Origin of the sequence: Oceanobacter sp. 4_MG-2023 (genome assembly GCF_030689165.1) — a bacterium.
In the GTDB taxonomy this organism is placed as follows: Bacteria; Pseudomonadota; Gammaproteobacteria; order Pseudomonadales; family Oceanobacteraceae; genus Oceanobacter.
This window is the reverse complement of record NZ_JAUYVV010000001.1, coordinates 98,587-111,280: the sequence shown is the minus strand read 5'-3', so window position 1 is coordinate 111,280 and position 12,694 is coordinate 98,587. Positions and strand designations below refer to the sequence as shown.

The following is a 12,694-nucleotide window of genomic DNA, read 5'->3' as shown; positions in this document are numbered from 1 at the left end:
TTGTTTTACCCTAATTGTTTTTGACTGGCGGCCATGCCTTTTAGCCGCTCTTTCAGCGCCTCCTGGCGCTGGAAATCTTTCTTTTTGGCCGCTTCTGCGATAGCCAGATCCATTTGCCGGCTGGCTTTGGTGTAATCCCCGTTCAAATACCAGTATTCAGCACTGGCCTGATACGTCAGTACCGTATGGCTCGCCTGGGCCGCCAGCTGGCTCAGTTGAAACCATAGCGCCGGGGTGGTTGGACGTTGCTCGGTCAGTGGTCGCAAACTGTTGACCGCTTCTTCTGCACGTCCGAGTGCGGCAAGCACATTGGCCCGGGTGCTGATCAATAAATAACTGCCGGGATGATAGGTCAGTGCCAGAGTCAGCATCTCCAGCGCTTTGGGGGCCTGGTTGGTGGCGGTTAGCGCCTTGGCCAACAGTGCCAGGGCAGCTGGGGACTGTTGGTAGCTTGCATCCAATTGGTTTAATTGCTGTAGGGCGGTTGCATTGTCCTGATGTTGCAAGGCGTATTCGGCCAGAGAGTAGCGGGCGGCATTCCGGGTCAGCGATGAATTATCGGTGGCTTCGGCTTCCGGAGTAAAAGTAGCCGCTACCTGTTTGTCGCTGAGCTGATAACGGATACGGGCGCGATTTTTCAGAATGGCAAAGTCAAAACTCAGGTGGCGCGGTTGGGAGGAATAACCTTCAGCTCGTGCGGCGGCATCGGATACCCGATTCAGTGTTAACGGGTGAGTCAGCAGAAATTCCGGTGGTTTTTTACCAAGGCGCCCGGCCGCCATCATCTGGTTAAACATGGATGGCATGGCTTGTGGATCGAAGCCGGATTCTGCCAGGGTGTTAATACCAATACGGTCTGCTTCCCGTTCCCAGTCGCGGCTATAGGCCAGTTGTGACTGGATGGATGCAGCCTGACTGGCCATTAATCCGGCAAAACCGGCATCGGCGTTATTGGTTGCAATCAGCAGAATAGAGGCCAGCAGGGTCGCAATGGCCATGGGTTGCTGCTGTTCTGCCCGTTCGACCTGGCGGGCAAAATGACGCTGACTCAAATGAGCCAATTCGTGAGCCAGTACGGCAGCAATTTCATCTTCGTCCCGGGTGTACAGTAATAGCCCCAGATTGATGCCTATTACACCGCCCGGTACTGCAAAGGCATTGAGTTCTTTTTTGTCGATAATGACAAAGTCAAAATCCTGCTGTGGCGCACCGCTGTGAGGAATCATCCGGAACACCAGGTTTTCGATAAACTCGATGGACAGCGGGTCGTCGATGGTGCGGGCATGTGCATGCAGCTGACGTAACCAGGCGCGGCCGAGTTCGTATTCCTCTTGCAGGGAAACAATCGATGAGGCTGCGTCTCCCAGTGCGGGCAAATCGTTGCTGGCGGCATGAATACTGGTGTTGAAAGCAAACAGCAAGGTAGTCGCAAGCAAGGCTTTTCGGAGTTTCAATCGGTGTGTCCCGGATCTTGATGTCAATGAAAAGTACATGGTCTGGCTGACTCACTGTTACAAGGTGCTGTGGTGCGCAAGATTATTGCTTAATGGCCCATGTGTCTGAGATCATCCAGATCTCTTTTGGTTCGCAGTGTGGCAAATGGCGGAATGTGTGTCTAACCCGAATGATTATACTCAACTACTCGATGTAACGGCATTGAGCTGTCCGCTCCCCTTGCTTAAAACCAAGCTGGCATTAAAAAGCCTGGCAGTGGGGGATGTCTTGCTGGTACGTGCCTGTGATGCCGGCTCGTGGCGTGATATACCACGCTATCTGGAATTGTCGGAACACCAACTTATGTCGGCTTCCCGGGAAGGAAATGAATATCACTACTGGATTGTCAAGGGAGTCAAACGATGATCAAGGTTTTCGGGCGCTGGATCGACCGCTATCTCTCTAATGAAGAAGCGTTATTGCTGTTGCTGCTGATCGGCACTTTTTTGCTGGTTATCGGTTTTATGGGCAATGTCCTGGCGCCATTCCTGACCGCGGTGGTGGTGGCCTATCTGTTACAGGGCAGTATGCAGTTCCTCAAACGGCGCGGGGTTGGGCATATGACGGCGACGGTGGCGGTGTTTCTTATGTTTGTCGGGGTGATGTTGACCCTGTTGCTGTTTATTCTGCCTGCCACCTGGGCGCAATTGTCACAGTTTTTTTATGAGCTGCCACGAATGGCCAGTAAAGGTCAGGCGCTGCTGATGTTGTTGCCAGAACAATACCCTGACCTGATTACCACGGTTCAGGTGCAGGAGTGGGTACATCAGGCGCGGGAAGAACTGGCATCGATGGGGCAATGGGCGCTGAGCTTTTCCCTTTCCGGCATTACCGTGCTGATGGCGATGCTGATTTATTGCGTTTTGGTACCTATTCTGGTGTTTTTTCTGTTGAAAGACGGGGACGATATTTTGTCCTGGTGTCTGAATTTTTTGCCACGTCAGCGTGCTTTGTTGAACGAAGTCTGGGTCGAAATGGATCTGCAAATCGCCAATTACATTCGCGGCAAGGTGGTCGAGATTGTTATTGTGGGTGGGGTTACCTACGTAGCCTTTTTGCTGTTAGGAGTAAATTACGCTGCTTTGCTGGCGATTGCGGTCGGATTGTCGGTGCTGGTGCCTTACATAGGTGCAGCGGTAGTCACAATCCCGATCGCTCTGGTGGGCTATATGCAGTGGGGCTGGAATAATGACTTTTTTTACCTGATGACGGTTTACGGCATTATTCAGGCACTGGATGGTAATGTGCTGGTGCCACTGTTGTTTTCAGAGGTGGTAAACCTTCACCCGGTAGCCATTATTGTTGCGGTACTGGTATTCGGGGGAGTGTGGGGGTTCTGGGGCGTGTTTTTTGCGATTCCACTGGCGACCTTGCTCAAGGCGGTGATCCAGTCCTGGCCTGGCCATACCGGTCATGATTGAGCGGTAATTGAGCGGTAATCGAGCGGTAGTTGAACAATGACTGGGTGGCAGTGGCAAAATGGCAGCCCGGGCGCGGATAATCAGCGTTTGCGCGGCGCTAATCACTCGCAAGCGGCTTGACTCTCTTGTCTCGATAACGTCGCACCAGTAGTATTACGCTCTTGTTTTTTGGATCCCTGCTTTTCCATCAAGATGGCAGGGGAAGTTCGTTTTGTGGAGTACAATTTCATGATCACAGGCAGTATTGTGGCACTGGTTACGCCAATGCATCCCGACGGCTCTCTCGATTGGGAAGCTCTTGATGGCCTGGTGGAATTCCACATCAAGCAGGGAACCGATGCGATTTTGCCTGTTGGAACAACAGGAGAATCAGCAACGCTGAGCACGACAGAGCATTGCGCTGTTATTGATCGGGTCGTCAAACTGGTTAACGGACGTCGTCCGGTTATTGCCGGCACCGGTGCCAACAGCACCACCGAAGCAATTGAGTTGACCCAGGAAGCCAAAAACCTCGGTGCCGATGCCTGCTTGCTGGTCACTCCTTATTACAACAAACCACCCCAGCGTGGCCTGATCAAGCACTATGAAACCATCGCGGTGGCGGTGGATGTGCCGCAGTGGCTGTATAACGTTCCTGGTCGTACTGGCTGTGATATGTTGCCGGAAACCGTGGCGGCTCTGGCGGATGTTGAGCAGATTGTGGCGATCAAGGAAGCGACCGGCGATATCGACCGGGCACGCAAGTTGATCGAACTGGTTGGTGATCGTATGGCGGTTTACTCCGGTGATGATCCAACGGCCCATGAGCTGATTCTGGCCGGAGGCAAAGGCAATATCTCAGTCACTGCCAATGTGGCGCCCAAATTGATGCACGACTTGTGCATGCTGGCTCTGGATGGCAAGGCGGAAGAAGCCCGGGCGTTGCAACAAACGCTGATGCCACTGCATGACGCCATGTTTTATGAAGCGAATCCGGTTCCGGTGAAATGGGCTCTGGCTCGCATGGGCCGTATGGAATCCGGTATCCGCTTACCGCTGGTCGAAATGGACCGTCGTTATGCACCCAAGGTTGAGTTGGCGATGACAGCTTTGGGGTTGATCTGATCTCATGAAGTATTTGCTGGTAGTGCTTGTGGTTGCTGTCAGTGGTTGCAGTACCATCTTTGGTGATCGTTTTCGCGATCGCGCTGATGATTATCTGACCACGACAGAGAATGACGAGGCAACAACCCCGGATGGACAGCCACTGGCGCGCCGGAATGCTTTACCTATTCCTGAATTGGCCGTGATTCCTGACCGGCCAAACAGTTTTGAGTTACCCGTACCACAAGCGTTGATAATCGATGACAACGACAGCTCGTCAGAGCAGGCCACGTCGTTGAATGAATATCGCTCGCTGGATCTTAATCCGCGTATCGAAAAAGACGGCTCCGGTAGTCAGATATTACGTCTGGATGGTCAGTTTGCTTACGCCTGGGCTGCGGTAACAGAAGCCATTGCTGCCTCTGATCTGAATATGACCGACCTCAATCGCAGTGTGGGTACTTATTATCTGGAAATCAGCCGCCCGCAACGGGATGACGAGCGTGGCTGGTGGGCAAGACTCTGGGGTTCCGAGCCAGAAGTGATTGCGGGCACCTATTTGTTGAAAATGAACCGGGCACGACACGGTGTGTATCTGTCCTTGTTGGAAGATGTCGATAAGCTGGCGGGAGACGATTACGCTTTATCGGTTCTGAATACGATCAAACAACAGCTGGAGAAGTGAGGTACATTTCTCTCGGCAGCGGTAGCAAGGGCAATGCAACACTGCTGGAACACCAGGGCAGAAGCCTGCTGATCGACTGTGGTTTCAGCCGCAAGACGTTGTTGCAGCGGATCGAATCGGCCCAGGCCGATGCGGGTCAGTTGGAAGCCGTACTGGTGACACACGAGCACGGCGATCATGCCAAAGGCGTGATGGCGGTGTGCGAGTTGCTGGATATTCCCTTGTACTGCTCTCAAGGAACGGCGATTCATATGGGTTGGATCGATCATCCTCGCTGGAAGCCACTCACGGGTGGAGACCTCGCTTCGGTAGCCGGTATGTCCGTTGCGGCGGTGACGGTTCCTCATGATGCCCGGGAGCCACTGCAATTTGTGGTGGAAGCAGCGGGTCTGAAAGTAGGCGTGTTGTCAGATCTTGGTAGTTTGACGCCGCATGTTGTCGCTGCTTATCAGGGATGCCATGGTTTGCAGCTGGAAGCAAATCACGATCCGGATATGCTGCGCAAAGGGCCATACCCACCAAGATTGCAGGCGCGTGTCGCCGGGCCTTACGGACACCTGAGTAACGCCCAGTGTGCGGAATTGATTCAACGTATCGACTGGCCTGGAGTGCAACACCTGACGGCAGGGCATATCAGTGAAAAAAACAATCACCCCGACCTGGTCGGGCAGGCACTGGCAGTTATACCAGGGCTAAGCGACAGGCCGGTGCGCCTGTTAGCGCAAAACCGGGTTGCTGACTGGTGTGAGTTTTAACGTCAGCAGGTTCATTCTATAGCCGTTTAATACGTTCATATTGTGAATTAGGATGCTATCTGCCGATGAGGCGGATACTTCATTATTTATTGTTTAATGGCGGAGATTCCCATGGAAAAACGCGAACTGCTTTACTCAGGTAAAGCCAAATCGGTATACAGCACAGATGATCAGGATCTGATGATACTGGAATTCCGCAACGATACGTCTGCTTTTGACGGCAAAAAAGTCGAGCAGCTGGATCGTAAAGGTATGGTGAACAACAAGTTTAATGCGTTCATTATGGCCAAACTGGAAGAAGCCGGTATTCCTACCCATTTTGAATCCTTGTTGTCGGATACCGACTCACTGGTCAAGCGGCTGGATATGATTCCGCTGGAATGCGTTGTACGCAACGTGTCTTCTGGCAGCCTGTGTCGTCGTTTGGGAGTTGATGAAGGTATCGAACTGGATCCTGTCACCTTCGAATTGTTCCTGAAAAACGATGCGCTGGGCGATCCCATGGTGAATGAATATCACGTTCGCTCTTTTGGCTGGGCCGAAGACGCTCACCTCGATCGTATGAAAGAGCTGACCTTTGCTGTCAACAAGGTCCTCAAAACCCTGTTTGATGACGGTGGCCTGATTCTGGTCGACTACAAACTGGAGTTTGGTTTGTATAAGGGTGAGGTTGTGCTGGGGGATGAGTTCTCGCCGGATGGCTGCCGTTTGTGGGACAAGGCGACGCGGGAAAAACTTGATAAAGACCGTTTTCGCCAGGGGTTGGGTGATGTGGTTGAAGGTTATGAGGAAGTTGGACGCCGTATCGGTATTACGTTTTGATACGTGACAGCATGATTGATTGATCAGAACAGGCCGTAGGGCCTGTTTTTGTATCCGGGTCTGTGACGAGCGGATTGACCAGTTTGGATTGTCGTGACAAAAGATAGCAAGCAATAAATAAATGGTATTGCCGTTTTGTCAGATGGTCGACACATAATATTGGCATTCTGCTGGTTTATGGGCAGACTGGCGTTATCAGGTTTGTTTGCACAATTATATTTTATCGAGATTGAAACGGGATGACACCAATGAAAAAGACCGTAATGGCCGCCGCACTGGTTGCACTGGCTCCCTTGTCAGCGCAGGCTGATCTTCTGTTTACCGTTGGCGCCAAGGCCAGTGTCTGGAATGCCGATCCTACTGGACAGATCGATTCTGACGTATCGGTTGAAGAAGATGGATTAAATATGGAAGAAGAAAATGGTCAACAGCTGACCGTTTTTTTTGAGCATCCAGTACCTTTTATTCCCAACGTTAAAATCAAGAGCACCAGTCTGGAAGTCAGTGGCAATGGTACGGTAGATATTACCTTTGCCGATGAAGCATTTGATGGCGACGTGAATAGCACGATTGATCTGACCCATACCGATCTGACCCTTTACTGGGGCTTGCCATTGCCGATCCCGTTTGTTGATATCAACTTCGGTGTTAGTGGCCGTCAGTTTGATGGTTACGCTGAAGTCAAGAGCGACAGCAATACTGAAACCGTGGATCTGGATCTGGTATTGCCGATGGTGTATGGCGAATTGAAAATTGATACGCCGTTTGGTTTGTACGCCAGTGCCGATATCAATTATGTGGGTTATGGCGATAACAAGCTGTCGGATATCAGTTATGGCGTTGGATACCTCTTGCCAATTCCTGTGGTCGATCTTGGTCTGGAAGCCGGTTACCGTCAAATGACGCTGGAAACCGATCCGGATGACATCGATATTGAAACCGATCTGGATGTGTCAGGTGTGTATTACGGACTGTCCTTGTCTATTGGTTTGTAAATCACGATGACCGTATGAATATGCATAACAGTAGCAGAGTCATTGGCTAGCCAATCGTAGCGCCTGACACAAAAAAAGCGGCTTGAAAGCCGCTTTTTTTGTGTGCCGTCCATTGGCCAACCAGCACCAATAGACAGGGTAGCCCGATCATGACATCAGATAATGCCTTGATCCTGCAGTGCCGCAATCAGAGTGTCGATGTTGTCGCCATCGGCAGCAATACTGATATCAGCACCGTCCGCACCACCGGCGACCAGAGCGACCAGACCAGCATCCTTTAACACCTGAGCGGTTTCGGCAGCGCCAATAGCCGCAAGACGACCCATTTCAAACAGGCGGCGATCAAGGCCATTAACCAGGGTTTCGGCATTGACTGCATTGATGGTGACAATCGCCGGTTTCTGATTAAAACGGCGGGCTTTTTCTTCTGCCGCAACGGCTTCGAAGCTACCTGAGCCGATGGCTTCACCCACAATCATACCGGCACCAATGGTCACATTGGTCAAACGGTCGATCACGATAAAGCAGCCAGTACCATGAACCTTGGCGTAAGCGTCAAAAGGAACGGCTTTGTCGAGGCTGACCTCGACCAGCGCGATTTCGTTGAGTTTTACCTCATCGGCTTCGCGCTTTTCCATGGTATTGATATCGACCAGATTATGGATCTTGCTGATGGTGCCAGCGCTGGCACCGGTAGCAAATTTCAGATCATACGGACGGCCTGGCACCATGGATTGCTCGGTCATCCAGACCAGATCAGCATTAAAGCGATTACCAACGATCGGCTGGTCATTCACCTTGACGATGACATCGCCACGGCTGATATCGATTTCGTCTTCCAGTGTCAGGGTGATGGATTGGCCGACAAAGGCTTTTTCCTGATCACCGTCCCAGGTGACAATACGGTCAACCTTGCTGGTTTTCTGCGAAGGTAATGCCATCACCGTGTCGCCCGGTTTGACCACGCCCGCAGAGATGGTGCCGCAGAAACCACGGAAATCGAGGTTCGGACGGTTGACGTATTGTACTGGCAAGCGGAAATTATCGATGTTTTTGTCAGCGGCAATTTCAACGGTTTCCAGAATTTCCATCAGCGTCTGGCCATCGTACCAGGGTGAACGGCTGGAGCGATCAACGACGTTGTCACCATCGAGGGCAGAAATAGGCACACACTGAATGTCACTGATATTCAGGTCTTTGGCGAAGGCCAGATAGTCGGTACGAATTTGTTCAAAGCGCTCCTGGTCAAAGTCCATCAAATCCATCTTGTTGACGGCAACAATGACGTGTTTGATACCCAGCAAGGAAGCAATAAAGCTGTGACGCCGGGTTTGGGTCTGAACCCCGTAACGGGCGTCGATCAGGATAATCGCCAGATCACAGGTCGATGCCCCTGTGGCCATATTTCGTGTGTACTGCTCGTGTCCGGGAGTATCAGCAATAATGAACTTGCGCTTGGCAGTACTGAAATAGCGGTAGGCAACATCGATGGTAATGCCTTGTTCACGCTCGGCAGCCAGACCATCAACCAGCAGCGCCAGGTCGGGACGGTCGCCCGTGGTACCCACTTTGGCACTGTCTTTGGTGACGGATGCCAGCTGATCTTCGTAGATCATCTTGGAATCGTACAGCAGGCGGCCGATCAGGGTGGATTTGCCATCATCAACGTTACCGCAGGTCAGGAAACGCATCATTTCCTTGTTTTCGTGTTGCTCCAGGTATTCCAGAATGTCGGAAGCAATCAAATCGGACTGGTGAGACATTTAGAAATACCCCTCTTGTTTTTTCTTTTCCATCGATCCGGATGAATCATGGTCAATGGCCCGGCCTTGACGTTCGGATGTCGTGGTCAGCAGCATTTCCTGAATGATTTCAGGCAGCGTGGTGGCTTCAGACTCTACCGCACCGGTCAGTGGGTAGCAGCCCAGCGTACGGAAACGCACGGATTTCATTTCTGGTACCTCGCCATCCTTTAATGGCATACGGTCATCGTCGACCATAATCAGCATACCGTCGCGCTCAACCACCGGACGCTTGGCGGCATAATACAGCGGCACAATGTCGATGTTTTCCAGATAGATGTATTGCCAGATATCCAGCTCGGTCCAGTTGGACAGAGGAAAAACCCGGATGCTTTCGCCTTTGTTGACCTTGCCGTTGTAAATATTCCACAGCTCGGGGCGCTGGTTTTTGGGGTCCCAGCGGTGCTTGCTGTCGCGGAAGGAGTAAACCCGTTCCTTGGCGCGGGATTTTTCTTCATCACGGCGGGCACCACCAAAGGCAGCATCAAAGCCATACTTGTCTAACGCTTGTTTTAGACCGGCGGTTTTCATCACGTCGGTATGCTTGGATGAGCCATGGGTAAAAGGACCAATTCCCTGGTCGACGCCGTCCTGATTAATATGAACCAGCAGATCCATACCAATATCTTTGGCTACCTTGTCCCGAAATTCGATCATTTCACGAAACTTCCAGGTGGTATCGACGTGTAATAGCGGGAAGGGCGGTTTGCCCGGATAAAAGGCTTTGCGAGCGAGGTGCAGCATGACCGCAGAGTCCTTGCCGATGGAATACATCATTACCGGGTTGTCGAACTCCGCCGCAACCTCACGGATAATATGAATGCTCTCCGCCTCCAGTTGCTTGAGGTGGGTGAGATGGTAGTCACTGATCATGGGACAATTATTCTCGGAAGTAGGGATGCTGATTCAGAGGCATCACGACCGCGTTGCAATCGTGTTGTCTAGGCTCTGATTGTTACGATTTGCAGGGACTATAACAAGGCTTGTGGTATATAAAAAGGCAGTATTAAGATCGTTTGGTTCTAATAATATGGTCTTGCTTATGCCCTAAATGCCGTATCAGGCTATGCTATCCTCATGGCCAATTATAGCCTTCCTGCCAGTCCCGGGAAGCGTCAACAAAACCAGCAGGAGCAGACATGGCGCAAGAGCAAGTAGTACAGATCAAAGGGCCAGCCGGGGTACTGGACGGCCGTACGATCCAGCAAGGTAACGTGGGAATGTTGATGTGCCACCCGCATCCGTTGTTTGATGGCACCATGGATAACAAGGTTGTGACCACCACGCTGAGAACGGCGCTGGGCTTGGGGATGTCGACCTTGCGCTTCAACTTCCGGGGTGTTGGTGAGAGTGATGGCGAACACGATCACGGTCGTGGTGAACAACAGGATGTGCTGGCGGCATTGGACTATGCCCGTGATACCTTGGGCTGGGAAACCATTCTGCTGGGTGGTTTCTCATTTGGTGCCGGAATGGCTTGTCTGGCTGCGGTAGACAGGCCGGAGCAAATTGCCGCCCTGTACCTGATGGCACCGGCAGTACATCATTTTGATGCCCCCAATACCTTGCCCCATGAATTTGAAACCTTTGTCTATATGGGAGATGCCGATGAAGTGGTGCCTTTTGATGAGGTAGAACACTGGACCAATCTGGTTGTTCCTGTACCCCATTGGCAGGTTTTTGCCGGTGGTGGCCACTTCTTCCATGGTCGTTTGGGAGAGCTGAAAAAGTCCCTGATTCGGGATATGGCCGCGTTTAAACCCGATTGAGCCGGCACGGAAGCGGTCAATTGGCAAATTTTCTGTCAAACCTACCCATCTTTCCCGGATTGCAGCCATTAGTCGGTTTGATGTTTTCGGCATGGTCGGATACATTTCGCCCCCCGATTCCTACGATGGAGTACGCCCGTGTCGACCCCTTGGGAGCTTTATCAAGCTGACCTTCAGCGAGATGACTTTTCTTATGATGCCGCCCAGGAAATGGCGGTCAAACATTTACAGCGCCTGTTTGACGATCTGGTGGCTGCCGAAGCACGACGGGCCAACAAAGGTTTTGTTGGCAAGCTGGGTAGCAAGTTCAGCCGCAAAAAGCCGGAACCGGTGCAAGGGCTGTACTTCTGGGGAGGCGTTGGTCGAGGGAAAACCTATCTGGTTGATACCTTCTACGAAGCGCTGCCGTTTGAACGCAAGATGCGGACTCACTTCCACCGCTTTATGCAGCGTGTGCATCAGGATCTGACCAAGCTGGCGGGCACCAAAAACCCGTTAACCGTCGTTGCTGATCGTATCGCTGAAGAAGCCGTGGTTATTTGTTTCGACGAATTTTTTGTCTCCGATATTGGTGACGCCATGATTCTGGGCAGCCTGATGCAAGAGCTGTTCGATCGTGGTGTGACGCTGGTATCGACTTCCAATATTGTGCCGGATGGTTTGTATAAAAACGGATTGCAACGCGACCGTTTTATTCCAGCCATCAAACTGCTGAACAAATACACCGATGTGGTCAACGTGGACAGCGGGGTGGATTATCGTTTGCGCACACTGGAGCAGGCCGAGCTATATCATTACCCGTTGGACGACAGCGCTGAAGCCAGCCTTCAGAAAAGTTTTGACAGCCTGGCACCGGATATGAGCCAGGTTGAATTTAACGTTGGCGTTGAGGTGCTTGGGCGGGAAATTCCGGCCAAGGCTGTCTGTAATGATGTTGGCTGGTTTGAATTTGACGCTTTGTGTGACGGCCCTCGTTCACAGAATGATTATATTGAGCTGGGCAAACAGTTCCACGCCTTGTTGATTTCCAATGTGCCGGTGATGAGCGTTAAAAATGACGACCTGGCCCGCCGTTTTATCAACCTGATTGATGAGTTTTACGATCGTGGCGTCAAGGTGATTATGTCTGCGGGTGCAGCGATTCCAGATATTTACGAAGGTGGCAAATTGGAATTTGAATTCCAGCGTACCACCTCCCGGATGCTGGAAATGCAATCCCATGAATACCTGACTCGAGAGTGCAAGATCGACTGAGCCGGTGCAACGGATACGGCGCCGGTTCGGACACGGATGGCGCCGGTTCCGACGGAACAGGGCAGAACCAGACCTGCCTCGGGTTATGGGTTATGGGTTATGGATTTGACTGCAACAGGGCATCAACATGCTGGCGAATCACTGCGATATCACCGTCGGCAAATCCCTGATGTACCCAGCGCACCATACCTTGCTGATCAATCAGATAGGAGGTCGGCATACCCACCAGGCCAAAGGTGTCGTAGCTGCTGCCAGAGGTATCCGAGACATTGGGGAAAGACACACCCAGTTCGTCCAGGAAGCGGCGACCCAATGCCGGGTCATCATCCAGGTTCACCCCCAATACCACAAACGCTTGGTCGCTGAGCTGCTGCTGTAAATGCGCCAGTTGCGGCAAGGACTTACGGCAGGGGCCGCACCAGGAAGCCCAGAAATCCAGATACACCACCTTGCCCCGAAAGTCACTCAGACGCTGATGAGAGCCATCCCGGGATAACGACGGCAGGTTAAAGTCGAACCCCGGTTCCCCGGCCTGTAACGCACTGGCGGACAGTGACCAGCACAGACTCATCAGGCTGGTGAGGCATAAGGCGGTAAAACGATTCATAAAAAAG

The 12,694-nt window shown here is 52.0% G+C and carries 13 protein-coding genes; 9 read left to right on the top strand and 4 right to left on the bottom strand.

Features of this window, described 5'->3' with window-relative positions; translation table 11 throughout:
- Nucleotides 1–5: 5 nt before the first annotated feature.
- Nucleotides 6–1,454 carry a M48 family metalloprotease gene (locus tag Q8W24_RS00495; protein WP_305413806.1) on the bottom strand — a complete coding sequence of 483 codons (1,449 nt, stop codon included), beginning with the start codon at nt 1,452–1,454 and terminating at the stop codon, nt 6–8.
- A gap of 157 nt (nt 1,455–1,611) precedes the next feature.
- Here Q8W24_RS00495 and Q8W24_RS00490 point away from each other — a divergent pair, with 157 nt between their 5' ends.
- The 7 genes from Q8W24_RS00490 (at nt 1,612) to Q8W24_RS00460 (ending at nt 7,255) form a co-directional block, all read left to right on the top strand.
- A complete protein-coding gene (locus tag Q8W24_RS00490; protein ID WP_303433758.1) occupies nt 1,612–1,860 on the top strand; it encodes a sulfurtransferase TusA family protein in 249 nt (82 codons plus the stop codon).
- Nucleotides 1,857–2,915 (top strand): AI-2E family transporter, encoded by a 1,059-nt coding sequence (locus Q8W24_RS00485; protein ID WP_303433756.1) that lies wholly within the window; start codon nt 1,857–1,859, stop codon nt 2,913–2,915. Before Q8W24_RS00490 ends, Q8W24_RS00485 begins: the two co-directional genes overlap by 4 nt.
- Before the next feature lie 228 nt (nt 2,916–3,143).
- On the top strand, nt 3,144–4,019 hold the full coding sequence (gene dapA, locus Q8W24_RS00480; RefSeq protein WP_305474055.1) for a 4-hydroxy-tetrahydrodipicolinate synthase: 876 nt from the start codon (nt 3,144–3,146) through the stop codon (nt 4,017–4,019).
- Nucleotides 4,020–4,023: 4 nt separating this feature from the next.
- Nucleotides 4,024–4,683, top strand: coding sequence for an outer membrane protein assembly factor BamC (gene bamC, locus Q8W24_RS00475; protein WP_305474053.1), 660 nt, complete (start codon nt 4,024–4,026; stop codon nt 4,681–4,683).
- The gene (locus Q8W24_RS00470) at nt 4,680–5,438 is read left to right on the top strand and encodes an MBL fold metallo-hydrolase (protein WP_305474051.1); all 759 of its coding nucleotides are present in this window, start codon (nt 4,680–4,682) and stop codon (nt 5,436–5,438) included. Before bamC ends, Q8W24_RS00470 begins: the two co-directional genes overlap by 4 nt.
- Before the next feature lie 111 nt (nt 5,439–5,549).
- Complete coding sequence (gene purC, locus Q8W24_RS00465) at nt 5,550–6,260, top strand: phosphoribosylaminoimidazolesuccinocarboxamide synthase (protein WP_303433749.1); 711 nt, start codon at nt 5,550–5,552, stop codon at nt 6,258–6,260.
- A 248-nt stretch (nt 6,261–6,508) separates the two neighbouring features.
- Entirely contained in the window at nt 6,509–7,255 is a 747-nt protein-coding gene (locus Q8W24_RS00460; RefSeq protein ID WP_305474049.1) for a TIGR04219 family outer membrane beta-barrel protein, read from the top strand.
- A 155-nt stretch (nt 7,256–7,410) separates the two neighbouring features.
- Here the strand turns inward: Q8W24_RS00460 and cysN are convergent, their stop codons facing one another.
- Together cysN and cysD are read right to left on the bottom strand one after the other, a co-directional pair.
- Nucleotides 7,411–9,018 carry a sulfate adenylyltransferase subunit CysN gene (cysN, locus tag Q8W24_RS00455; RefSeq protein WP_303433745.1) on the bottom strand — a complete coding sequence of 536 codons (1,608 nt, stop codon included), beginning with the start codon at nt 9,016–9,018 and terminating at the stop codon, nt 7,411–7,413.
- Entirely contained in the window at nt 9,019–9,957 is a 939-nt protein-coding gene (gene cysD / locus Q8W24_RS00450; protein WP_303433847.1) for a sulfate adenylyltransferase subunit CysD, read from the bottom strand.
- Nucleotides 9,958–10,196: 239 nt separating this feature from the next.
- Here cysD and Q8W24_RS00445 point away from each other — a divergent pair, with 239 nt between their 5' ends.
- Together Q8W24_RS00445 and zapE are read left to right on the top strand one after the other, a co-directional pair.
- The gene (locus tag Q8W24_RS00445; protein WP_305451374.1) at nt 10,197–10,826 is read left to right on the top strand and encodes an alpha/beta hydrolase; all 630 of its coding nucleotides are present in this window, start codon (nt 10,197–10,199) and stop codon (nt 10,824–10,826) included.
- 138 nt (nt 10,827–10,964) lie between these two features.
- Nucleotides 10,965–12,080, top strand: coding sequence for a cell division protein ZapE (gene zapE / locus Q8W24_RS00440; RefSeq protein WP_303433741.1), 1,116 nt, complete (start codon nt 10,965–10,967; stop codon nt 12,078–12,080).
- Between the two features lie 97 nt (nt 12,081–12,177).
- On the opposite strand, the gene Q8W24_RS00435 is transcribed toward zapE, so the two are convergent.
- A complete protein-coding gene (locus Q8W24_RS00435; RefSeq protein ID WP_303433739.1) occupies nt 12,178–12,687 on the bottom strand; it encodes a TlpA disulfide reductase family protein in 510 nt (169 codons plus the stop codon).
- Nucleotides 12,688–12,694 lie beyond the last annotated feature (7 nt).